At 60.6% G+C, this 21,855-nt stretch carries 29 protein-coding genes and 1 pseudogene; 15 read left to right on the top strand and 15 right to left on the bottom strand.

The features are described 5' to 3' along the window. Positions 1-6: 6 nt before the first annotated feature. Positions 7-444: an EamA family transporter gene (locus tag ACQ7C1_RS16710; protein WP_430959077.1), complete on the bottom strand. Its 438-nt coding sequence runs from the start codon at positions 442-444 to the stop codon at positions 7-9. 78 nt (positions 445-522) lie between these two features. Further along, positions 523-873 carry a hypothetical protein gene (locus ACQ7C1_RS16705; protein ID WP_430959076.1) on the bottom strand — a complete coding sequence of 117 codons (351 nt, stop codon included), beginning with the start codon at positions 871-873 and terminating at the stop codon, positions 523-525. Between ACQ7C1_RS16705 and ACQ7C1_RS16700 the strand changes: the two genes are divergently transcribed. Continuing rightward, on the top strand, positions 872-2,155 hold the full coding sequence (locus ACQ7C1_RS16700; protein ID WP_430959075.1) for an MFS transporter: 1,284 nt from the start codon (positions 872-874) through the stop codon (positions 2,153-2,155). The two genes, ACQ7C1_RS16705 and ACQ7C1_RS16700, sit on opposite strands and share 2 nt — an antisense overlap. A gap of 14 nt (positions 2,156-2,169) precedes the next feature. On the opposite strand, the gene ACQ7C1_RS16695 is transcribed toward ACQ7C1_RS16700, so the two are convergent. From ACQ7C1_RS16695 to ACQ7C1_RS16685, 3 genes are read right to left on the bottom strand one after another with little or no spacing between them, the layout of a single operon-like run. Then, positions 2,170-2,865, bottom strand: a complete 696-nt coding sequence (locus ACQ7C1_RS16695) for a TIGR02281 family clan AA aspartic protease (RefSeq protein WP_430959074.1) — start codon at positions 2,863-2,865, stop codon at positions 2,170-2,172. After that, positions 2,862-3,077, bottom strand: coding sequence for a DUF1289 domain-containing protein (locus ACQ7C1_RS16690; RefSeq protein ID WP_430959073.1), 216 nt, complete (start codon positions 3,075-3,077; stop codon positions 2,862-2,864). The genes ACQ7C1_RS16695 and ACQ7C1_RS16690 overlap by 4 nt, the downstream gene beginning before the upstream one ends. Before the next feature lie 18 nt (positions 3,078-3,095). Continuing rightward, entirely contained in the window at positions 3,096-3,878 is a 783-nt protein-coding gene (locus ACQ7C1_RS16685; protein WP_430959072.1) for an adenosylcobinamide-GDP ribazoletransferase, read from the bottom strand. Positions 3,879-4,014: 136 nt separating this feature from the next. Here ACQ7C1_RS16685 and cobT point away from each other — a divergent pair, with 136 nt between their 5' ends. Next, a complete protein-coding gene (gene cobT, locus ACQ7C1_RS16680) occupies positions 4,015-5,031 on the top strand; it encodes a nicotinate-nucleotide--dimethylbenzimidazole phosphoribosyltransferase (RefSeq protein WP_085778438.1) in 1,017 nt (338 codons plus the stop codon). A 135-nt stretch (positions 5,032-5,166) separates the two neighbouring features. Next, complete coding sequence (locus tag ACQ7C1_RS16675) at positions 5,167-5,556, top strand: diacylglycerol kinase (RefSeq protein ID WP_430959071.1); 390 nt, start codon at positions 5,167-5,169, stop codon at positions 5,554-5,556. A 15-nt stretch (positions 5,557-5,571) separates the two neighbouring features. Here the strand turns inward: ACQ7C1_RS16675 and ACQ7C1_RS16670 are convergent, their stop codons facing one another. Beyond that, the gene (locus tag ACQ7C1_RS16670) at positions 5,572-7,107 is read right to left on the bottom strand and encodes a sensor histidine kinase (protein WP_430959070.1); all 1,536 of its coding nucleotides are present in this window, start codon (positions 7,105-7,107) and stop codon (positions 5,572-5,574) included. A 106-nt stretch (positions 7,108-7,213) separates the two neighbouring features. On the opposite strand from ACQ7C1_RS16670, the gene ACQ7C1_RS16665 reads away from it, so the two are divergent. From ACQ7C1_RS16665 to ACQ7C1_RS16645, 5 genes and pseudogenes are all read left to right on the top strand, one after another. Then, positions 7,214-7,771, top strand: coding sequence for a thermonuclease family protein (locus tag ACQ7C1_RS16665; protein ID WP_430959069.1), 558 nt, complete (start codon positions 7,214-7,216; stop codon positions 7,769-7,771). 4 nt (positions 7,772-7,775) lie between these two features. Further along, positions 7,776-8,408, top strand: coding sequence for a uracil-DNA glycosylase family protein (locus ACQ7C1_RS16660; RefSeq protein WP_430959068.1), 633 nt, complete (start codon positions 7,776-7,778; stop codon positions 8,406-8,408). Positions 8,409-8,477: 69 nt separating this feature from the next. Further along, a complete protein-coding gene (locus tag ACQ7C1_RS16655; protein WP_004678404.1) occupies positions 8,478-8,966 on the top strand; it encodes an Lrp/AsnC family transcriptional regulator in 489 nt (162 codons plus the stop codon). A gap of 689 nt (positions 8,967-9,655) precedes the next feature. Next, positions 9,656-10,726: a porin gene (locus ACQ7C1_RS16650; RefSeq protein WP_430959067.1), complete on the top strand. Its 1,071-nt coding sequence runs from the start codon at positions 9,656-9,658 to the stop codon at positions 10,724-10,726. Between the two features lie 398 nt (positions 10,727-11,124). Beyond that, positions 11,125-12,022 (top strand): annotated as a pseudogene (locus tag ACQ7C1_RS16645) (LysR substrate-binding domain-containing protein). A 36-nt stretch (positions 12,023-12,058) separates the two neighbouring features. Here ACQ7C1_RS16645 and ACQ7C1_RS16640 read toward each other — a convergent pair. Next, positions 12,059-12,742, bottom strand: coding sequence for a DNA alkylation repair protein (locus tag ACQ7C1_RS16640; RefSeq protein WP_430959066.1), 684 nt, complete (start codon positions 12,740-12,742; stop codon positions 12,059-12,061). After that, the gene (locus ACQ7C1_RS16635; RefSeq protein ID WP_430959065.1) at positions 12,739-13,608 is read right to left on the bottom strand and encodes an NAD(P)-dependent oxidoreductase; all 870 of its coding nucleotides are present in this window, start codon (positions 13,606-13,608) and stop codon (positions 12,739-12,741) included. Before ACQ7C1_RS16635 ends, ACQ7C1_RS16640 begins: the two co-directional genes overlap by 4 nt. Before the next feature lie 164 nt (positions 13,609-13,772). Between ACQ7C1_RS16635 and ACQ7C1_RS16630 the strand changes: the two genes are divergently transcribed. The 6 genes from ACQ7C1_RS16630 (at position 13,773) to ACQ7C1_RS16605 (ending at position 16,413) form a co-directional block, all read left to right on the top strand. Continuing rightward, on the top strand, positions 13,773-14,144 hold the full coding sequence (locus tag ACQ7C1_RS16630) for a hypothetical protein (protein WP_430959064.1): 372 nt from the start codon (positions 13,773-13,775) through the stop codon (positions 14,142-14,144). Between the two features lie 281 nt (positions 14,145-14,425). Beyond that, entirely contained in the window at positions 14,426-14,749 is a 324-nt protein-coding gene (locus ACQ7C1_RS16625) for an ArsR/SmtB family transcription factor (protein WP_430959063.1), read from the top strand. Continuing rightward, positions 14,746-15,156, top strand: coding sequence for an SRPBCC family protein (locus tag ACQ7C1_RS16620; RefSeq protein ID WP_183706714.1), 411 nt, complete (start codon positions 14,746-14,748; stop codon positions 15,154-15,156). The genes ACQ7C1_RS16625 and ACQ7C1_RS16620 overlap by 4 nt, the downstream gene beginning before the upstream one ends. 49 nt (positions 15,157-15,205) lie before the next feature. Beyond that, positions 15,206-15,427, top strand: a complete 222-nt coding sequence (locus tag ACQ7C1_RS16615) for a hypothetical protein (protein WP_183706715.1) — start codon at positions 15,206-15,208, stop codon at positions 15,425-15,427. 10 nt (positions 15,428-15,437) lie between these two features. Continuing rightward, positions 15,438-15,905, top strand: coding sequence for a DUF1801 domain-containing protein (locus ACQ7C1_RS16610; protein WP_430959062.1), 468 nt, complete (start codon positions 15,438-15,440; stop codon positions 15,903-15,905). Positions 15,906-15,939: 34 nt separating this feature from the next. Then, entirely contained in the window at positions 15,940-16,413 is a 474-nt protein-coding gene (locus tag ACQ7C1_RS16605) for a DUF1801 domain-containing protein (RefSeq protein WP_430959061.1), read from the top strand. On the opposite strand, the gene ACQ7C1_RS16600 is transcribed toward ACQ7C1_RS16605, so the two are convergent. The 4 genes from ACQ7C1_RS16600 to ACQ7C1_RS16585 all read right to left on the bottom strand — a co-directional run bounded on the left by ACQ7C1_RS16600 (position 16,410) and on the right by ACQ7C1_RS16585 (position 18,828). Continuing rightward, positions 16,410-16,886 carry an SRPBCC family protein gene (locus ACQ7C1_RS16600; protein ID WP_097601455.1) on the bottom strand — a complete coding sequence of 159 codons (477 nt, stop codon included), beginning with the start codon at positions 16,884-16,886 and terminating at the stop codon, positions 16,410-16,412. The two genes, ACQ7C1_RS16605 and ACQ7C1_RS16600, sit on opposite strands and share 4 nt — an antisense overlap. Further along, positions 16,883-17,224: an ArsR/SmtB family transcription factor gene (locus ACQ7C1_RS16595; RefSeq protein ID WP_430959060.1), complete on the bottom strand. Its 342-nt coding sequence runs from the start codon at positions 17,222-17,224 to the stop codon at positions 16,883-16,885. Before ACQ7C1_RS16595 ends, ACQ7C1_RS16600 begins: the two co-directional genes overlap by 4 nt. Beyond that, positions 17,221-17,907, bottom strand: coding sequence for a glutathione S-transferase family protein (locus tag ACQ7C1_RS16590; protein ID WP_430959059.1), 687 nt, complete (start codon positions 17,905-17,907; stop codon positions 17,221-17,223). Before ACQ7C1_RS16590 ends, ACQ7C1_RS16595 begins: the two co-directional genes overlap by 4 nt. Positions 17,908-18,009: 102 nt before the next feature. After that, complete coding sequence (locus ACQ7C1_RS16585) at positions 18,010-18,828, bottom strand: methyltransferase (RefSeq protein WP_430959058.1); 819 nt, start codon at positions 18,826-18,828, stop codon at positions 18,010-18,012. A 114-nt stretch (positions 18,829-18,942) separates the two neighbouring features. Here ACQ7C1_RS16585 and ACQ7C1_RS16580 point away from each other — a divergent pair, with 114 nt between their 5' ends. Further along, the gene (locus ACQ7C1_RS16580; RefSeq protein WP_430959057.1) at positions 18,943-19,668 is read left to right on the top strand and encodes a DUF2270 domain-containing protein; all 726 of its coding nucleotides are present in this window, start codon (positions 18,943-18,945) and stop codon (positions 19,666-19,668) included. 10 nt (positions 19,669-19,678) lie between these two features. Here ACQ7C1_RS16580 and ACQ7C1_RS16575 read toward each other — a convergent pair whose 3' ends face one another. The 3 genes from ACQ7C1_RS16575 to ACQ7C1_RS16565 form a co-directional block, all read right to left on the bottom strand. After that, a complete protein-coding gene (locus tag ACQ7C1_RS16575; protein ID WP_085778420.1) occupies positions 19,679-19,945 on the bottom strand; it encodes an usg protein in 267 nt (88 codons plus the stop codon). 211 nt (positions 19,946-20,156) lie between these two features. Continuing rightward, positions 20,157-20,987, bottom strand: a complete 831-nt coding sequence (locus ACQ7C1_RS16570; RefSeq protein ID WP_430959056.1) for an ABC transporter permease — start codon at positions 20,985-20,987, stop codon at positions 20,157-20,159. Beyond that, a complete protein-coding gene (locus ACQ7C1_RS16565; RefSeq protein ID WP_183706531.1) occupies positions 20,984-21,790 on the bottom strand; it encodes an ABC transporter permease in 807 nt (268 codons plus the stop codon). The genes ACQ7C1_RS16570 and ACQ7C1_RS16565 overlap by 4 nt, the downstream gene beginning before the upstream one ends. Positions 21,791-21,855: the final 65 nt, after the last annotated feature.

The following is a 21,855-nucleotide window of genomic DNA, read 5'->3' as shown; positions in this document are numbered from 1 at the left end:
TTACGCTCATGCACTGCTGACGAGCAGGGCGCCTGACAGGATGAGGAGGGTGCCTGTGGCAAGCTTGACCATTTCCAGTTCGGAGGCTTCGCCGAGAAAGACTGCGGCAATTGCCAGCGTCACCAGCACGTTGCAGCTCCAGATCGGAGCGAGTTTCGAGACGGGGACGCCATAAGCAAAGAGCGCGAAGCTGATGAGGCCGGTGCCGGCAGCGAAGCAGGCGCCTGCGATGGCGGCAAAACCAAGGCCCTCGACGGTCCAGGGCGCGGGCCGCCAGATCAGTACGGCGATCAGGCCAGCGAGTGCGCAGGCCGAACCGAAGGCGATCAGATAAACGGCGGAGCCGGTCGCGGCCGCGGCACTCTGCTTCTGAAAGACGGCGGTGATGCCCCAGAAAAAGGCGGGCAGAATGCCGCCGACAATGATCGGCCAGAATGAATTCATCGCGAAACTCCTGTCGCACCCATGGGCAAGGCCTTCGCCTGAAGCGAGAGCCGGTCGGACATGCGGGGTGCCACCAGACTAGGCGTTTCTTTTTGCTCTTTGTGGTCTTGTTGTTTTGCGCTTGAAGGTGCCAGATCTACCTATCGCCGTAAAGCCGCATCGCGACGGCGCGGTTTGCCGGCTTGCATTTTCTGCGAGCATTGAAACCGCACGTTGACGAGATGGCAATTTCTGTCTAGCTGTACGATCATGAAGATCGCAATGGTTCTTGTCGTGGTGATAGGGCGCATGGGCAGGATGGTGTAACCATCCGGCGATCAGCCCCATGCGCAGTAAATCAAGCTCCTGACGGGGCTTTTTTTGTGCCCTGAATTCGCGCTGCGCCTCGTCAGATTCCCACAATTTCCCTGACACCTTGGACAAGAGCATGTCACGCGACAATTCTGCGCAGACTTCCGATAGCCGCCTGACCGAGGAAGCGGCTGCGATTTCGACGGCGACGCCCCGGCGTACGATCCTTCTCCTGCTGACGGCGCTTTCGGTATTGCCGATCAATATATATCTGCCGGCGTTGCCAAATATCGCCGCCACGTTCCAGGCCGATTTCGCGATCGTCAATCTTTCGGTCGCGGGTTATGCGATCATCAACGCCCTGACGGAAATTGTCGCCGGCGCGGTGTCGGATCGTTATGGGCGCCGGCCAGTGGCGCTGACCGCCGTTTCCATTTTCATCGTCGCGTCGATCGGCTGCGCGCTGGCTCCCAATATCGGCATCTTCCTGTTGTTTCGCGTGATGCAGGCGTCGATCGCCGCCTGCTTCTGCGTCGCTCTCGTTGCCATCAAGGAGACGGCGGGCGAGCGCGGGGCCGCTAACAGGATCGGCTACGCCGCCATGGGATGGGCTATCGCGCCGATGCTCGGCCCGAGCGCCGGCGGCATTCTGGACGAAGCGTTCGGATGGCGGGCGATCTTCATCGCTCTTGCGCTGATAGGCGCTGCCATCCTCGCCATTTCCATGCGCGAGCTGAAGGAAACAACCGGACTCGCGTCGAGACCAAAAGGCAATTACTTTGCTTCCTACCGGCAGCTTCTCGGTTCGGCGCGGTTCTGGGCCTATACGCTGTGCATGGCCTGTTCCACCGGCACCCTCTATATCTTCCTCGGAGGCGCATCCCTGGCAGTCAGTTCCTCGCTCGGCGGATCGAGCGCGAAACTGGGCTTCTTCATCGGAATGGTTCCCGCGGGATTCATTCTGGGCAGTTATCTCGCTGCCCGATGGACGAGGAAATCGCTCAGCACCACGCTCGTCATTGCGCGTTTATCGACGTGCATGGGTCTGCTCTTGGGGCTGATCCTGTCGATCTCGGGCGTCACGCATGTCCTGGCTTTTTTCGGCCCCTGTGTGTTCATCGGCATCGGCAATGGCTTGACCTTTCCAGCCGCCAATCTGGGTGTGATGTCGGTTCGCGCCAATCTCGCCGGCACCGCTGCAGGCCTTGCCGCAGCCATGTCGATCGCCGGCGCCGCGCTGATCGCTTCGATCGCCGGGCTGTTTCTCCGAGAGGCCGGCGCAGTGTCGACACTGTTCGCGATGTTGCTGACATCGGCGTCACTTGCCTTGTCGGCAGCGTTTTCTGCAGCTTTTATCGACCGGCGACTTGCGGTCCGTATGCCCAATGGAGAGCCGGCCGAGAGCGGATCGGGGGCATGATTTGTTCTGTCGGATCAATCCCGCATGCGCAATTCGTCCGTCTGCATCTGCAAGGAGCCCAGCGTCTCCAGGAAGCTCATGCCGAGCAAGCTCTGGTCAAGCCGCCCGTCCTCGGCGACGCTGGCTGCGACATTGTTGCGGATGATCGGACCGATCGCCACCTGGTCGAGCGTAATGGGGGCCGCGCGGCTGCGGCCGTTGGCGGTCATGACCGTCATCGAGTAGGTGAGGCCCGTGAGATCGATGCCGATGCGTTCAGCATCCTCGTGTGAGAGCGCGACCATGCTGGAGCCGGTGTCGACGAGCATCTCGACAGTCCGGCCATTCACATTGACGTCCGCTTCGAAATGGCCGTTCAACAGCTTGTGCAGGATGATTTCCGCGCCACCTTCGCTGGTCGCGACGACGACGGCGCGGCCAGGAATGAGACCGGCGAGCACCCGGTTGCCGACGCCGATCGCTTCCTGACGATAGAGATAGACGGTCACGAGCGCCAGGATGATGACCAACCAGATCATCATCTGGCGCATGGTTTCACCGACGCTGCGCGCCCAGATCCCGGCCGACAACATCAGTGCGATCGGCAGCAGGTAAACGAAGCGGCCGAACTCGTCACTTTGCAAGCCGAGAATGCGGCCGCTGTCGCCGTTGAGGATCAGCACGGCAAGGCCGATGCCGATCACGACGAGAATGACGGTGAAACGGATCATGAAGGCCGCCCCGGCCGCTCGGCGAGGCTTGTTTTCATCCGGCCCGTCGTCGCGGCCGTTGCGAGCCTCGCCGGCAGTTGCGCCATGATCCGGCGCCTTTCGGCATCGGTATAGTTCATCCAGCCACCGATTTCCTGAAGAGTGCGGCCGCAACCGGCGCAAAAACCGGTGGTTGAAACCAGGGAGCAGACGTGAATGCAGGGTGTTTGCATGGCTGATATATCGGAGTTTCAAAGAGTGGTGGCAAGGGCGCAAAGGGTGGCGATTTCGCAAATCTGCTGCGTCGCGCCCAGCGTGTCGCCGGTGTGGCCGGCAAGCTTGCGACGGATGACGGCGGTGAAGGCGAATCCTGCGACACCGGTGGCGAGCAAGCTGGCGACGAGCGGCCGCAAGCCGAATGCCGGCCAGATCAGAAGTGCTGCGAGCAGACCGGCCGAGACGAGCGCAAAATGCATCGCCGCCTCATTCGGCTGGCCGGTCGAGGCGGCCACGCCCTCGGCCTTTGCGGCCGGCAGCCGTTGCCAATGCCAGGCGATAGCGCCACGGCTGAGTGCTGCGACGGCGGCAACGGCAAGCGCTGCGGCGAGCGGTGAGGACTGGCGGACAATGGCGGCGAGTGCGGCCGCACGGATCGCGAAGGAGAGGATTAGCGCTATCGCGCCATAGGTGCCGATCCGGCTGTCCTTCATGATGATGAGGCTTTGTTCGCGGTTCTTGCCGCCGCCGATGCCGTCGGCCGTATCGGCCAAACCATCTTCGTGCAGCGCGCCGGTGGCAAGAACCTGGATCGAGAGCGCAAGCAGGGCCGCCATCAGGGGATCGGCGCGCAGGCCTGAAAGAAGGAGGAGGGCGAGCGCCGGGACGAAGCCGATGACAAGACCGGCGAGGGGAAAGGCGCGCACCAGGCGGCCGAGCCTGCCGTCATAGCCTTCGAACAGCGCTGGGGGCATCGGAAGGCGGCTCAGAAAGGCGACGGCGCGGGCGGTGTCGACCGCATAGTCCTTGATCTTCATTCTGTTTCATTCTGCCGGAGGGCTACGGCGCTTTAGGTGTTGTTCGCTTCGCCCGCCGGCTTTAAGAGAGAGCCACCGCAAAGAAGCTGATTTGCGTCAAAAAAACAAGAATAGCCATTCATAGGAATACGCACCGATGAGCGTTTCAGGCCTGCCTTTCGACGATTTCCGTACCCTGCTCCGGGACCTGCCGGGGCCGGATGCCCGCGCGCTGGTGGCCGCACGCGAACGCGACGCGCAGCTGACCAAGCCGCCGGGCGCGCTCGGACGGCTCGAGGAGATTGCTTTCTGGCTTGCCGCCTGGACGGGCCGTCAACCGGCCGTCAACCGGCCGCTGGTGGCGATCTTCGCCGGCAATCACGGTGTCACCAGACAGGGCATCACACCCTTTCCGCCCGCGGTGACGCAGCAGATGGTCGAGAATTTTGCAGCCGGTGGAGCTGCGATCAACCAGATCTGTGTCGCTTATGATCTCGGGCTGAAAGTCTTCGATCTGGCGCTCGACTACCCCACGGGCGACATCACCGAGGAAGCCGCGCTTTCCGAACGCGACTGCGCCGCAACCATGGCCTTCGGCATGGAGGCGATCGCCGGCGGCACCGACCTGCTCTGCATTGGCGAGATGGGCATCGGCAACACGACGATTGCAGCAGCGATCAACTATGCGCTGTACGGCGGGTCGGCGCGCGACTGGGTAGGCCCCGGCACCGGCTCGGAAGGCGAGATGCTGGAGCGCAAGATTGCGGCGGTGGAAAAAGCGGTAGAGCTGCATAGCGACCATCTCGACGATCCCCTGGAGATCATGCGCCGGCTCGGCGGACGCGAGATTGCCGCAATGGCAGGCGCCATCCTGGCCGCCCGGATGGAGCGCATCCCGGTGCTGATCGACGGCTATGTCGCGACTGCCGCGGCGGCGATCCTGAAAGCCGCCAATCCCTCCGCGCTCGATCATTGCCTGATCGGCCATGTCTCCAGCGAGCCCGGCCATCTGCGCGCGGTCGAGATGCTTGGCAAGACGCCGCTTCTGGCGCTCGGCATGCGGCTCGGTGAGGGCACTGGTGCGGCGCTTGCCGCCGGCATCGTCAAGGCCGCTGCTGCCTGCCATTCCGGAATGGCGACCTTCGCCCAGGCGGGTGTGAGCAACAAACATTAAGGCCGCGGCCGGCGTAGCCGACCCACCGGGCTTTGCTTGCGCCGCCCGGGTGGATTCGCTATTGGCTGGTCAACAAAGGGGAGATGGTACAGCTTTTCCCCGCTCCGTGGTGCAACGGGAAGAGGATGGGGCGTCTTGACGAAGCCTGCGGTGACGAAAGAGACCGGGTTTCGGCATTTCATCGCCGCCGCCAGCTATTCCTGGGCCGGCTTTCTGCGCGTGCTGAAAGAGGCGGCCTTCCGCCAGGAGCTCGGCTTCTTCGTCATTTCAATGGCAGCGCTGGCGCTGGTAGGGGCGAGCATCGGCGAGATTGTCGTCGCGGTGCTGTTGTTTCTCGGGCTTTTTTCGATGGAAGCCATGAATACCGCCGTCGAAGAGGTGATCGACAGGATTTCGCCGGAGATTTCGATTGTCGGCAAACATGCCAAAGATCTCGGCTCTTTTGCGGTGACCTGCATGATCGCCGCCTGCTCTCTTTATCTCGGCTTCGTCATCGCCAAGCACCTCTTCTTCGGCGCCGCGTGACATGCCCGAGCTGAATCAGGCAAAACTCTTGCGCTTGCGCGCGACGGCCTGAGCCTCTTCGACGGCGGGCAGGCTCTGGAGGACGCGCTTGGCCGGCAGGATGGCGATAACCTCCGTGCCTTCACGCAGCTTCGATTTCAGCAGGAACTGTCCGTCATGCTTGGCGAGGATCGCCTGGACGATCGGCAGGCCGAGGCCGGTGCCCTGTTCGGCGCTCTTGATGGCGATCGAACCCTGGCCGAACGCCGAGAGGACGACGGGAATCTCTTCTTCCGGAATGCCGGGGCCGTTGTCTTTGATCGAGATGTATTGTCCGCCGCCGGCCGTCCAGCCGACCTTGACGTGGATTTCACCTCCCTGCGGCGTGAATTTGACGGCATTGGAGAGGAGGTTGAGCACCACCTGGCGCATCGACTTCTCGTCCGCCCAGATAGCCGGCAACTGCCGTTCGAATTGATCCGAAATGGCAATGTTCTTGGCGCGGGCGCGCAGCTGCACCATGCCGATGCAATCCTCGGTGATATCGAGCAGCGAGATCGCTTCCTCGCTTAGTTCGTATTTGCCGGCCTCGATACGGGACAGGTCGAGGATTTCGTTGATGAGATCGAGCAGATGCTGGCCGGAGCGATGGATATCGCCGGCATATTCCTTGTAGGTCGGATTGGCGAGTGGTCCCATGACTTCGGCCGACATCACTTCGGAGAAGCCGAGAATGGCGTTGAGCGGCGTCCTGAGTTCGTGCGACATCGAGGCAAGGAAGCGGGACTTGGCGAGGTTTGCCTCTTCGGCGCGGCGGCGCGCCTCATCAGACATCGATTTCGCCACTTCCAGCTCGGCGATTAAGTCGTCCTTCTCCGACTGGTAGGAGAGGATCCTGAGGTTCGATTTGAAGAGCCGGTCGCTGATATAGTTGAAGAAGACGAGCGTGGTGGTGAAGAGCCCGGTCAGGCTGATTTCGAGGAGGTCGCGTGACAGGCCGCTCTTGGCGCCAAGCGCCAGGACCGTCGGCGCGAAGGCCACCAGCACGGCTGGCGTCAGCATGAAGTTCGACATCGCGGTGACGGAAAGCGCAATGAGCAATGTTGCGCCCTTGTAGAGAATGAAGCTCGACGGCTCGCAGGTGTCGCACCCCTGCAGCGCAAAGACGGCCCAGCAGCAGCCGACCAGGAATTGGCCGGCGAGCAGCAGGCGGCGCCATTTGCGGGCGCTCTCGGAGGTGATCTCCTGTCGGCGCGCGCGCCGGGCGAGCAGGATGTTGCCGGTGTGACAGGTGAGCGTCAGCAGCGCCCAGGAGAGCAATTGGGTATCTTGAGTGAAATAGACGCCGAGGGCGGTGATAATGACGACGAAGAGCGGCATGATCGTCGCGCCCTGCATCATCGACGCTATATACATCTTGAGTACGTCACGGTCGAAGGCGGAATTGGACGCATGACCGGACTGCAGGCGCTCGCGCGTCTGCCGCACAGCCTTGGAAACGGCCTTGTTGCGGTGGCTGCGCGACCTGTCGACGATAATCTTGTCGGTCGATGTGCTTACGCCGGTACTCATGTGCACGTTGAAACTTCACCCCTGGGTGGATAAGAGCTTAACCGGCAATTCTTAAGAAGATGTTTGCCATCTTTGCCAAGGATTTGTTTTTTAAGGAGGCGAAAGCGTGACACGTGGCCTGCGCCTGATTCGTGACGGCGTGACCGCTTTTGCCCTGCTGGTACTCCTGGCGCTGATTGCCGCCAAGATCAACGATCGAGCAACAATCAAGCGTGCAGGCGCCTTTCATGCTGCCGATGGCGACAGTCTGACATTGGGCGGGGAGCGCTTCCGCCTCGAAGGCATTGACGCGCCGGAGCTCAACCAAAGCTGTGAACGGGCGGGAAAGGCCTGGGCTTGCGGGCGCGTGGCGCGGGAGGTGTTGCAGGAGATGGTTCTGGCATCGGAAACGCTTTGCCAGGGCGATCGGCGCGACCGCTACGATAGGCTGCTTGTCGTCTGCCGAAGCGGGACGGACGGCGACATCAATGCCAGCATGGTGCGCCGAGGCATGGCCGTTTCCTATGGTGGCTACGGCAAGGAGGAGGCAGAGGCGAGGGGAGCGAAGGCGGGGCTGTGGGCCGGGACTTTCGAGCGGCCGCGCGATGTGCGCGATCATGCCCGTCACGAATCCGGTTACGGCGACGCGCTGCGCTTCCTCAGGTGGATCGTCGGATGGGAATAAGGTGATGAGCGATGAAGCCAAGCTGGAAACTCTGCGGCGGGAAATTGCCGCCTGTCGCGTCTGTCGGGACGCCCCGGCAAGCGGACCTCAGCACCGGCTGCCGCACGACCCGCGGCCGGTGGCGGTGATCTCTTCGCGTGCACGCATCCTGATCGCGGGGCAGGCGCCCGGCCTTCGAGTGCATGAGAGCGGTCTGCCGTTTGACGATGCATCGGGCGACCGGCTGCGGTCATGGCTCGGCGTCGACAGAGCAAGCTTTTACGACCGCAGCCGCTTCGCCATCGTGCCGATGGGCTTCTGCTTTCCTGGCTACGACGACAAGGGCGCTGACCTGCCGCCGCGCCGTGAATGCGCTCCGGTCTGGCGGCAAAGGGTGATCGCGGCAATGCCGCAGATCGAGCTGGTGCTGGTCATCGGCCAATATGCGCAGGCTTGGCATATGGCTGACGAGAGACGAGGGAATATGACGGAGACCGTGCGGGCTTGGCGTGACAGCCTCGTGTCCGGCCGGTCGCCCGCTGTGCTGCCGCTGCCGCATCCGAGCTGGCGCAACAGCGGCTGGCTGAGACGCAATTCCTGGTTCGAGCAAGAATTGCTTCCTGTGTTGCAGGAGCGGGTAAAAATGCTGCTTTCCTGAAACAAAATTCTTTTCCTCGCGCGGAATCGGGTTATACAAAGAAAATAATTCGAAAGGACTGACGTGCGCATGGACCGCCTCGACCGAAAAATACTGCGTCTGCTGCAAGAAGATTCGACCCTTGCCGTTGCTGACCTCGCCAAGAAGGTGGGGCTTTCGACGACGCCCTGCTGGCGACGCATTCAGAAAATGGAGGAAGATGGCGTCATCAAGCGTCGGGTCGCCATCCTCGATCCGGAGAAGGTCAACACCAAGGTCACGGTTTTCGTGTCGATTCGCACGGCGACTCATTCGATCGAGTGGCTGCGCCGCTTTTCCGAGGTGGTCGCCGAATTCCCCGAAGTGGTCGAATTCTATCGAATGAGCGGCGATGTCGACTATCTCCTGCGAGTCGTCGTGCCCGATATCGCCGCTTACGACGCTTTCTACAAGCGAATGATCGCCAAGATCGAGATTCGCGACGTCTCCTCCGCCTTTGCGATGGAGCAGATCAAGTATTCGACGCAACTGCCGCTCGACTACATGATTCTTGAGAACGCCAAATCCAACGAAGATTGAAAACGCCAATAGGTTGCGACGGACCGCTGGCCGGCAGTCGCATATACCGCGTGGGATTCGCCCCGGAACCCGGGTCTCTGAGGCGATTCGCCCGCACGCAGGAATGCGGCGCCTGGAAGCGGCTTTCGAAGAATGTGGCTCTAGCTGCAAAAGAAAGCCGGAAAAATCGCGAAAAAACGCTTCAGTTTCACCAAAATGCTAGAAAAATACATAGCCTGGTAACGATTGCACGGCTATGATGTGTGGCATCAATGAGCATTCTGTCATCATTTTGACTCATTGGTATCGAAATCAGAACACCATGTTCTACACCGCTACCTTGTATAGGTTCATTAGTCGGCGGTAGAGTTTATGTGCTTCACCATTATGTTCGGCTGGGTCGAGCGGTGGAGATTTGAGAATGCGGCATAGCGTTTGCGGCTTGCAATGGAGATTTCCATTGCGAGGCCGTTTTGTGCGTTTGCCATCTAATTATTTGAATTGTTGTATAAAAATCACGTTGCTGGCGAAAGTTGCTCCAGCGAACCCCTCTCAGATATATCGAGAATTGCTTGAATGCGCCTTCTGTGTGATGACGGTTCGGCGGTTCGATCGATCCGCACGCCGAGATGGCTGTTCAAACTGGGCCGGCTTCAAATTGACTACCCGACGAGACGTCAGCCCCGATCGACAAAGGAATGGATTGGTAAATGAACATCAGAATGGTTTTGCTCGCATCAGCAGCTGCATTTGCTGCATCGACGCCGGTTCTTGCAGCTGACGCTATCGTTGCTGCTGAGCCGGAACCGGTTGAATATGTTCGCGTCTGCGACGCTTACGGCACCGGCTACTTCTACATCCCCGGGACCGAAACCTGCCTCAAGATCGAAGGCTACATCCGTTTCCAGGTCAACGTTGGCGACCAGCCGGGTGGTGATAACGACTCTGATTGGGATGCAGTTACCCGCGGCCAGGTTCAGTTCACGGCCAAGAGCGACACCGAGTATGGTCCGCTGACTGGCGTCATCGTCATGCAGTTCAATGCTGACAATGCCTCCAACCAGGAAGCCATTCTCGATTCCGCTTACCTCGACATCGCGGGCTTCCGCGCTGGTCTGTTCTACAGCTGGTGGGACGATGGCCTCTCCGGCGAAACCGACGACATCGGTTCTGTCGTAACGCTGCACAACTCCATCCGCTATCAGTACGAAAGCGGCGACTTCTACGCTGGCCTCAGCGTCGATGAGCTGGAAGACGGCGTTTACCAGGGTGACGTGGATCCGGTCACCGGTCTCCTCGTTCCGGACGATGGTCCGAACAATGTCGGCGTTGCCTTCGGCATCGGCGGCAAGGCTGGTGCCTTTAGCTACCAGCTCACTGGCGGCTGGGACGTCGACAACGAAGACGGCGCAATCCGCGCTATGGGTACGGTTGACATCGGCCCCGGCACGCTCGGCCTCGCAGCCGTATACTCGTCCGGCCCGAACTCCTACTACTCGACGGCTGAATGGGCAGTGGCTGCCGAATACGCCATCAAGGCAACGGACAAGCTCAAGATCACTCCTGGCGTCCAGTACTACGGCAACTACATTGGTGGTGCCAGCGCGGGTGACACCGTTCCCAGCGACTACGACGGCGCCGGCGATGCTTGGAAGGTTGGTCTGACGGTTGATTACCAGATCGTCGACAACTTCTACGCCAAGGCTTCGGTTCAGTACCTCGATCCGGATGATGGCGACGACTCCACTTCGGGCTACTTCCGCCTGCAGCGTTCGTTCTAATCCACCTGGTGAGCGTCCCCGGTCTTCTGATCGGGGACGCTTCAAATCAGTTTCTGATCCGAGTGACCTCCGATCAGCTACGGGGACGGGTCCGGTCTTCCCTGCCGGACCGTCCTTGCAGTGTTTTTGACACGCGCTCTTGTGGCTGTATTTTCAGAGCGCCATCCAGGTAAGTCGAACCGGCATGTTGTGTATCGCACGTCGGCATCCTGCAGGCCTTGATTGAGGCCATTCTTATTCTCAAGAGAGTTTGGGTTGACATTGGGCATTGGTTGGCTTTGCCGCGACGGTTCGTGGAAAGAAGAATCCAATGCCGACAATGTGATTACAGCTTTGCTGGAGAGAGGATACAACCCTTTCGGGGCGGCATTCATTCATACTCTCGGATAGCTGTTCGCATGGACGATCTCAGCAACTTTTATATTTTGCAGCCGTCGTTTCCAGCGGTGGTTTTGCTTCTGCCAGAAGCAATCTGAAAATACCGCGCTCAAAATTGAGTAGGCGGGTCAGTCGCATCGAGGGACGGGCTTGCGCGCGGCTGATAGAGCGTTCGACCCGTCACTTCCGGGTGACAGAGATCGGTCAAGCTTTTTACGAAAGATGCCAGACCATTCTGCAGGAGGCCGATCGCGCCAAATCGATCGTCACCGAGGCCCAATCCGACCTTCAGGGTGTGGTGCAGATGGGTTGCCCGCTTGGTCTGGTCGACATTTCCGTCGGAGGCATACTGCCTGAAATTCCTCGAACGCTATCCGAAGATCAAGCTACAGATTATCGGCTCCGACCGCCGCGCCGACCTCATCAACGAACGGATCGATCTTGAGGTGAGGGCGACCAACGAGCCGGAGACACAGACGAGCCTGACGATGCGCAAGCTCGACAGGGCGCGGCGAATCCTGGTCGCAAGTCCGTCGCTCATTCGAACGCATCGGCGGTTTAAATTGCGTCGACGAGCTCGCCGATCTTCCGACGCTGGCGATGACCCCGTCGGTGTCGTTCCATACTTGAGAACTCATCGGTCCGAATGACGACAAACGGGTAGTCCGGCATCAGCCGAGGCTGACCTGCCGCAGCATGACCGCCATTCTCGATGCAGCCCGCGCCGGCCTCGGCTTCGGGCTTCTGCTCGAAAGCGCGTGCGAGGCGGATCTGCAGGCCGGCAGGCTGGTGCGGGTGCTGCCGGAATGGCAGTCGGAAGAAAGCCAGTCTTATATCGTCTTCACGACGGCCGAGGGCATGCCGCCGGCTGTCAGAGTGCTGATCGATTTTCTGGTGGAAAAATCCAAGGATCATTGACGACGAGGCGAAAGCCTCAGCCTTGGACGCATCGCGCTATTTCAGCCGCGCCAACAGCTTTTCACCGCTCAGCTCCCTGACCGCATCCCTGCCGATCCAGCGGGCGGTTTTATCTGGACGTTCAGCCAGCAGCTTCGCCAACCCCAGCGCCGGCCCATGGCAGGTGCGATTGCGCTTGCCAATGCTGCGCAGTGCCCAATTGACCGCCTTGCGAACGAAGTTGCGGGAATCGCCGGAATGCGCCTCGATCAGCGGCAGCCAGGAAAGAATGGCCCTATCGGTCTCTCCCTTTCGATGGACGGCGGCGCCAGCGATCATGGCAAAAGCGGCGCGACGGACAAATTCGCGCTCTTCGGCAGCGAATTCCGGAATGAGCTCGTCCAGGCCCGCCTCGACGAAGAGATCGGCGGCGCAGTCGACGATTTCCCAGGAGTCGAAATCATGAGCCCAGGTTCTTGCCTCTTCTGGCATCAGCCACTTCGGCTCGGCGGTATAGAGAGCGAGCAGCCGAGCCTCGCGGATATTGCTTCGCCAGAGCTGCATTGCCCTGAGGTGATTCCTCTTCGCCAATCTCGCGACTGCCCTGATATCAGGATTGGAAATTCCGAGGGCGCGGTCGGTGACGATGCCGAATCGCGCCATTCCGGCGGCATTCTCCTCCGAGCGCAGCGTTTCGAGATGCGCGATCAGTTCAGCCGGATCGGAGGAGGGACCGATCATTTCTCAAGCCGGGCGAGCAGCGAGGAGGTGTCCCAGCGATTGCCGCCCATTGCCTGCACGTCGCCGTAGAACTGGTCGACGAGGGCGGTGACCGGCAGCTTGGCGCCGTTGCTGCGGGCTTCGGCGAGCACGATGCCAAGATCTTTCCGCATCCAGTCGACTGCGAAGCCGAAATCATATTTGCCGGCATTCATGGTCTTATGGCGGTTTTCCATTTGCCAGGAACCCGCCGCACCCTTGGAAATCACTTCAACGACTTTTTCAATGTCGAGCCCGGCGCGCTTGCCGAAATGCAGCCCTTCGGCAAGCCCCTGGACGAGGCCGGCGATGCAAATCTGGTTGATCATCTTGGTCAACTGCCCGGAGCCTGCCGGTCCCATCAGGCCGACCATGCGGGCATAGCTTTCGATGACGGGCCTAGCGCGCTCGAAGACCGCTTCGTCGCCGCCGCACATGACGGTCAGAACGCCGTTTTCGGCACCGGCCTGGCCGCCGGAGACCGGAGCGTCGATAAAGTCGACGCCTCTTTCCTTTGCCGCGGCATAGAGTTCGCGAGCAACCTCGGCGCTGGCTGTGGTGTTGTCGATCAGCACCGAACCCGGCTTCATGCCGTGCAGGGCGCCGTTCTCGCCCGAGGTCACCGACCGGAGATCTTCATCATTGCCGACGCAGACGAAGACGAAATCGGCACCTTCCGCCGCCTCGGCCGGAGTGCGGGCGGATTTGCCGGAGAATTTCTCGGCCCATGCCACGGCTTTTTCGGCGGTACGGTTGTAGACGGTGACATCATGGCCGCCCTTCGTCTTCAGATGACCAGCCATGGGGAAGCCCATGACGCCGAGACCGATGAACGCGACTTTTGCCATATGTCCTATCCTTTTCCTGAGTGAGAGGCCCTGAGGATTAACCGAAACGGCGCAAGCAGAAAAGCCGTGAAGAGGGACTTCCTTCCGGTTGGCGCATGTGAGGCTGGTCGCCATTCAGTCGAGCCCTAGATGGGAACGACGAATAACGTTTGCCGAGGGATGACATGAACGAAATTCCAACGATCGAGCCACGTCGCAAGGGCCGCAGCGGCACCCAGGCGATGCTTATTCCGTCGCGGCAGATGATCGAAGAGCAGATTCGATTGGCGCCTGAAGGTGTTCTTACTGAGGCCAGCGTCCTGCGCCGCCGGCTCGCGGCCCAGTACGGAGCGGATGCCTGCTGTCCGGTGACGGTCAAGCGGCATTTGCGTGCGATCGCCGAATTGTCCTTTGGCGCGCTGGAGAAGGGCGAACCGCTTTCGACGGTGACGCCATATTGGCGCATGGTCGATCCGGCGAGCCCGCTTGCGAAACGTCTTGCCGGCGGGCCCGGCTTCATTCGCGAGCGATTGGCCGCCGAATGCCGAGAGCGGTAGCGAAGCAGGCGAGAGGTGGTGATCTTCGGCATGCGCCGGCATTTAAGCCGTCTGCGGCTTCCGGCGTTTCTTTGCCTGTTGGTTGTCCTCGAGGCCAGCGGCTCATGTTATGTATAGCCGATGGGCTATGCTGCGTGTTCATGGTCTTTTCGATTATCGTATCCGCGGGCGGGTTGGCTACAGATTTTTCCGATCGATCTGTCGCTTTCTGTTCGTCGCTTGACATACGCATATCTCAATGGCTATAGGTTTATTCATAGCTTTATAGGTATGGGTCTTCAATGTCGAACGTTCAGGACGTGCTCTTTAGGACGCTTGCGGATCCCACCCGGCGCGCGCTTTTCGAGCGGCTGTGCCGGGAAGGGGAGAAGACGGTCGGAGCGTTGACGGCGCAGGCCGGGGTCTCACAGCCGGTCGTTTCGAAACATCTCGGGGTGCTGAAGCAAGCCGGCCTGGTGCGCGACCGTCATGAGGGGCGGCAGACGCATTATAGCGCGCAGCTCGGCGCGCTTGCGCCGCTCATCGACTGGACGAGCGAGATGGCCGGCTTCTGGCAAAGCCGCTTCAATGCCCTCGAAGATTTGTTGAAGAGGATGGATCAATGACAGACATATCGACCGAAACACGTTCCGTCGTCATCGAGCGGGAGATGCCTTTTCCGGCGGAAAAGATCTGGCGGGCGCTGACCCAGCCGCACCTGATTCAGGAGTGGTTGATGAAAAGCGACTTCAAGCCGGTCGTCGACCATCGCTTTAACTTCAACGCCGATTGGGGTGCGGTCGACTGCCGCGTTCTGGAAGTCGAGCCCCACAAGACCCTCGCTTACAGCTGGGGCGCCTATGGCCTCGAAACCGTCGTGACCTGGACGCTCACGTCCACGGGCGCGGGTACGCATCTGCGCATGGAGCAGTCGGGTTTCCGGTCGGATCAGCGGCAGGCCTATGGCGGCGCCAGGAGCGGGTGGCCGCAATTCTTCGACAAACTGGAGCAGGTGTTGGCGCGGATTGACTGATCCATCGCCGAGCGGGCGAGGCCGTCGGGCTGATTTCGAGGAGGCTTCATTGAACTTGAGCAACTGGTTTCGGCAGGTCCACCGTTGGCTGTCCATTGCCTTTACGCTGGTCGCCATCGCCAATATCATCGCCATGGTGCAGGAGGAGTCGGCGGTCTGGATTGGGCTCTTGGCGCTGCTGCCGCTCGGGCTGCTTCTCGTTACCGGTCTCACCTTGTTCGTACTGCCCTATGCCGCGGCACGGCGCGAGGTGGGAGGCATCGGCGGTTAGGAGGAAATCTATGGCGGGCAGAACGTCGAAAGGCGCGGAGAAGGTCACGAAAAAGACCGCCAAACTGGCGGGGGCGGCGCCGAAGCTTCTGTCGGGCGGCAACCCGCAAATCCCCAAGGGTTACGGCGATGCGCCCGTGCAAGCCTACATCGCCGCCATGCCGGACTGGAAAAGTGAGATCGGGCGTCGCCTCGATGCGCTGATCACCAGAACCGTGCCCGGCGTCTGCAAGGCGGTCAAGTGGAACTCGCCCTTTTACGGCATGGAAGGGCAGGGTTGGTTCCTCGGCGTCCATTGCTACGCCAGCTATATCAAGGTGGCCTTCTTCAAGGGCGCGTCGCTGCATCCTCTGCCGCCGGGCGAGTCCAAGCAGAAAGAGGTGCGTTACCTCAATATCCGCGAGGACGATCCCTTCGACGAGGCGCAGATCGCCTCGTGGGTAGAGCAGGCGAGCCGGTTGCCCGGCGAACGGATGTGAGGTTTTGATGCGCGGCGACGGGAGAACGACAAAGATGAAGAAGGCGACGGCAAGCATGAAGAAGACCGATTCCAAGGAAGGGAACGGGCAAGCCTCTCCCTCTCAACTGATTGATGCGAGGATCGAGGAGCTCAAGGATTGGCGCGGCGACATGCTCGCGCGGGTCCGGGCACTCATCAAGCAAGCCGAACCCGAGGTGGTCGAGGAATGGAAGTGGCGAGGGGTTCCTGTGTGGGAGCGCGCCGGCATCATCTGCACCGGCGAGACCTATAAGAGCGTGGTCAAGCTTACCTTCGCCAAAGGAGCGTCGCTTGAGGATCCGAACGGGCTTTTCAACTCCAGCCTCGACGGGAATACCCGGCGTGCCATCGACTTTCATGAAGGCGACGAGATCGACGAGGAGGCGCTGAAGGCGCTCATTCGAGCCGCGGCAGCGCTGAATACGTCGGTGCGCGCGGCCGGCTCGCGGAAGATCAAGCAGCGCGTGACGGGTCATCGGCCGCGTTAGTGAATTGGGCTTGCCTTGCGTTCGAGAAAGAGCTCGAGATTGTCGAGGCCGATCTCAGTGCCCTGAAGGCGAGCGCCGTTGTCGGCGTAGCCGTCGAGGAAAACCACTTGCTCGGTGAAGACCATTCTGGTGCCGCTGGGTTCGACGTTGAAGGCGACGGTGACGAGCGAGGCTGAGATGCGGGTTTGGCCGAGCTTCATCTCATAGGCATAGATGATGCGGGTATCCGGCACGATATCGATGTAGTGGGCGTCAAAGGCGTGCAGAAGCCCATCGGTGTCGGCGGTATAGTTCCTCTCTGTGCCGCCCGGCCTGAAATCGAGCGCATATTCCAGCGGCACCCATTCGCCGTGGCAGGCAAACCATTGCCGCTTCGACTCCGGCGTCGACCAGGCGCGAAAGACCCGGGCGACGGGCGCCTTCAGGCGGCGCTCGATGACGAAGGTGGTATGTTCGGCAGAGCGTGTCGTCATTCGGGGAGGGTCTCCGGCTCATCGGCGAGAAATTGATCCAGCCTGTCAAAGGCGGCGTTCCGGCGGGTCTTTCGCTGTTCCACCCAGCGCTCGACAGCGGCGAGCGCATCCTGCTGCAGGCGGTAGGTTCGCACCCGGCCGGATTTTTCGGACAGCACGAGCCCGCTCTCCTCCAGCACCTGCAGATGTTTCATCACCGTCGGCAGGGCGACGGCGAGCGGTGCGGCCAGTTCGGTGACCGAGGCCGGGCCGCGGCCGAGGCGGTCGATCATCCCGCGGCGGCTGCGGTCGGAAAGCGCGTGGAACATGCGGTCGAGATCCGCCTGGTTTTCGATCATTCCGCCGCATCCCGAAAGCGGGCGGGCAGCCTGTCCTGATAGGGATAGAACTTGAAATAAGGGCGGGCCTCTTCCAGCGCCCTGGCAAAGGACGGGCGCGCCAGCAGCCTGTTATAATAGGCGCCAAGGTTCGGCTGCTCCTGTGAGAACGGGACCAGCGTCTCGGCATAGAAGAGCGCCGGGGCTGCAGCGCAATCGGCCATGGTGAAGGCATCGCCTGTTATCCAAGGGCTTTCGCCCAGCTGCTTTTCGATCATCGCATAGGCAGTGGTGAGCGTCGCTTTGCAGGCGGCCATCTCTATTTCGTCTGCCGTGCCCTCTGGACGCCGGCGATGGCTGACGAGGGTCTGCATCGGCACTTGGACATATTGGTCGAAGAAGCGGTCCCAGAGGCGGACCTGCAGCGCCCGATCGATCTCCAGCGGCAGCAGGCGCACGGGGCCGGGGTAGTAATGGTCGAGATATTCGATGATGATCGTGGTTTCGGGAATGGTGCTGTCGCGCGCCTCGTCTCTCAACAGCGGCATCTTGCCGATTGGCCAGAAGCGGAAGAGATCGGCGCGCGAAGCCTCGTCGGACAGATCGACGAGGCGATTTTCGAACGGAGTCGTGTTTTCATAAAGCGCGATCAGCACCTTGTGGCAGAAGGAGGCGAGCGGATGCCCATAGAGCACGAGCGACATACGGCGACCTTTCTTATCCGGTAGAAAACTTTACCGAAAGACTAAGTATCAGGTTAGACAGCGCCGCGCAATAGATACTTCGCTGGTCATGCAACTATTCTCTCAGCCGATGTATCGAGCGATCACCAGGTGGCCCGGTGTCGGCTGACCGTCTTCCATGCGGACGTTGATCTCCGATACCTCGACGAGTTCGAAACCGGTCGCCGTCAGACGTTCCCTGACATAGGCATCGGCATGGGCGAAGCGCTGATGCGGTCCGACCATATAGGCGCGGCCGGCAAGCGTCTCTTCGGGAAGGGTTTCGGAGGAGAAGATGAACAGGCCGCCCGGTGTCAGGTTTTCGGTGGCGCCGAAGAAGAGCGGCTCGAGCGCGCCGAGATAGGGGAGCACGTCTGTGGCGGTGATGAGGTCGAACGCCTCCTCGTCGTTGTCGTCGAGGAAATCCTCGACCTCAGCGACGAATAGCGTCTCGTAAAGATCTTTTTCATGGGCGATCTCGACCATGTTCTCCGATATGTCGATGCCGGTCATGTCCTCGCACAGGTCCCGCAGCGCGCCGCCGGTGAGACCGGTGCCGCAGCCGAGATCGAGCAGCCGCTTGAACGGCCCGAGCTTCAATGCCTGCAGGCGCTGGCGCACCAGCATCGGCACGTGATAGCCGAGTTGCTCCACGAGTACGTCCTCGAACACCTCGGCATGCTGATCGAACAGGGTTTCGACATAGGCGTCAGGCGCCTTGACCGGGATTTCGCCGCGGCCCATCGCGGCGATGCGCACGGCGGCTCCGCCGTGATCCTCGGGATCGATCGCCAAAACGTCCTCATAGGCCGCCACCGCCGCGTCGACATCACCGGATTTCTCCAGCGCCAGCGCGCGGTTATAGGCCTCGGCAAGGGCTTCTTCGTCGATCTTCTTTGCCATCGCGGTTCATGTCCTTCTGTTTTCAGGCATGGCTCTAAGGCGGCTTTCGATGTTTTGCAATGGCGCGGCTACAGGCGCAGAATGACCGAAAAGAAGACGACGGGAGGAAATGCCATGAAAGCGGAGCAAGACAGGATACGACCGGCAAGGGAAGAAGAGGGTGAGCGCCCTTTGCTGCTGCCCACGACGCCGGGCGAGATCACCAATACACTTAGCCACTATTACCGCGGTGAGCTCGGGCGGATGACGAGCTGGCGCGACCGCATCGACCGGACGTCCAACTGGGCGATCACCGTGGTGGCGGCGCTGCTTTCGGTGTCGTTGTCGACGCCCACCTCGCATCACGGCGTGCTGTTGTTCGGTATCATGCTGGTGACGCTGCTTCTGATGATCGAGGCGCGGCGCTACCGCTTCTTTGATATCTACCGTGCCCGAATCCGGCAAATCGAACGAAATTATTTCGCGCAGATCCTGGCGCCTGACGCGGCGGCCCGGGGCGAATGGGCGACGGTCATCGCCAACAGCCTGCGCAAGCCGCGTTTTCTGCTCAGCTATCATGAGGCGATGCACCGGCGGCTTAAGCGTAATTACGGCTGGATGTACTTCATCCTGTTTCTGGCATGGTGTCTGAAGATCACGACGCCGAAGCTACAGACCGAGGGCATGCCAGCGCTGCAGGCGCAGTCTTGGACCTATGTCATCGACAACGCAGTGCTCGGGCCGGTTCCCGGCCTTGCCGTCATCATCGGCGTCGTCGTCTTCTACCTCGGCATCCTCGTCTTCGCGCTGCGCCCGGACCGTGACGAAGGCGAATTCGGCCACGGCGAAGCGCATGTCTGACGCGCTCAGATCAGTGCAGGATGAACTCGCCCTTCAGCGCCCGCCACTCGGTGGCCGAGATCAGCTTGCGGTGGACGTAGCGCACCGAATGCAACGGTCCGTCGAGCTTTTCCTGCCAGAACTTCAGAAAACCCCGCATTTCGGGAAAATCAGGGGCGAGGTCATAATCCTGCCAGACATAAGTCTGCAGAATCGTAGGGTGATCCGGCAAGCGGTAGAGGATCTGGGCGGTGGTCAGACCGTAACCCTGCAGTTGCTTTTCCATGTCCTTGTGCATCGTATTCAGCTTCTTCTCGTTCCCACTCGCGCTTTATTAGCGCTGGATGAAATGGAAGCATGCGAATGGTTAACGCAAGCTTAACAGATACGTTGCAGAGGAAGTATTCTTTTTTATTTTCAAGTGCTTGGCAGCATCACGGAGCGAGTGCTGCCAGGCCGGTTTGAGCAATTCCTGTCCCAGAAACGATTATACTTTTCGGCGTTATGCCTTACCGTTTCAGATGCCGCGTCAGGCGACGCTCAATCCAGGCCCAGAGATGGCGCAGCGCCTCGACGATGGTGAGATAGAAGATCGCCGCCCAGAGATAGGTCTGGTAGTCGAAGGTGCGGGAGAAGGCGTAGCGCGTTTCGCCCATCAGATCGAGTACTGTGATGATGGCCACCACGGCCGAGCCTTTGATCAATAGGATGATCTCGTTGCCGTAGGGGCGAAGCGCCACGATGAAGGCCTGCGGCAGGATGATCTTGCGGAAGGCGATGCTCCTATGGATTCCGAGGGCAGCCGCTGCTTCGCGCTGCCCGTGCGGTACGCTTTCGATTGCGCCGCGCAGAATCTCCGCCTGGTAGGCCGCGGTATTGATGGTCATGGCGAGCAGGCCGCAATACCACGCGTCTCGGAAGAACCACCAGAGGCCGACGGCTTCCAGCTGGGGGCGGAATACGCCGAGGCCGTAATAGACCAGGAAGAGCTGGGCAAGCAGCGGTGTGCCGCGGAAGAAATAAATATAGGCATAGGAAAGCCAGTTCAGCAGCTTGTTTTTCGACAAGCGCGCCATAGCAAGCGGCAGCGACAGGAGTGCGCCGCAGACCACGGAAATGGCTACAAGACTGAGCGTCACCCAGAGGCCGTGCAGATAGCGGGGGCCATAGCGGGTGAATTTCTCGATATCCCAGCCATTGATGACGGTGAAGATCAGCAGCGCTGCCAGCAGGCCCCAAAATGCGACGAAGATACAGCCGGCAAGACGTGCCGCCGTCATCGGCTTCGCCACCTGGCGCGGCGCGGGCTGCGGCGGGATCAATGTTTCGGCGTAGCTCATCGACGGACCTCCGAACGCTTGGCCCAGCGGTCGACATAGGCGAGCAGGAAGGAGGAGAGGATGGCGAGCACCAGATAGAGACAGCAGGCGATGCCATAGAAAAAGAAGGGTTCCTTGGTCACCCGCACGGCGACATTCGTCTGGCGCAGGATGTCGGCAAGGCTGATGATCGAGACGTAGGATGTGTCTTTCAGAAGCACCATCCAGAGATTTGTGAGGCCGGGTAGCGCGATGCGTATGAGCTGCGGCAGAACGATGAGGCGCAGAGTGCGGCCGCGATGCAGGCCCAGCGCGTCTCCGGCCTCATATTGGCCCTTGGGAATGGCGCGAAAGGCCGAGAGCAGTACTTCCGAGCAATAGGCGGAAAAGACGACCGACAGCGCGATGACGCCGGCGAAGAAAGCATTGATCTCGACAGGCGGCCCGACATAGCCGGCAAGCTCCAGGAGAGACTGGATGAGCATCTGCATGCCGTAATAGATGATGAAGAGCGTCAGAAGCTCCGGCAGGCCGCGAAAGATCGTCGTATAGATACCGGCCGCCAGCCGCAGGGACTTTTCGTCCGACTGCTGGCCGAGCGCGACGAGGAAACCGATGACGAGGCCGATGGGCAGGGTGACGATCGCCACCGATACGGTGACCTGCAGCCCAAGGGCGATCTCGTCGCCCCAGCCAGTATCGCCACAGGCAAGTATCGTCGACTGACCCAACCAGGTGAAGATGCCGACGGGTCCGCATAGCGGATCGAAAATGTGCACAAGTGAGCTCCAGAAGGAGCCAAGCGCGGAAAACAATCCGCCCATGCGAGAATTCCCCTCACGGCTTTTGCCGTTTTGATCTTGCCACCTTTGTCAAACAAAAATGGCGG

Source organism: Rhizobium sp. Nf11,1 (genome assembly GCF_050587665.1).
Lineage (GTDB): Bacteria > Pseudomonadota > Alphaproteobacteria > Rhizobiales > Rhizobiaceae > Rhizobium.
The sequence above is the reverse complement of the archived record's forward strand: the minus strand, read 5'-3'. Positions and strand labels throughout refer to the sequence as shown.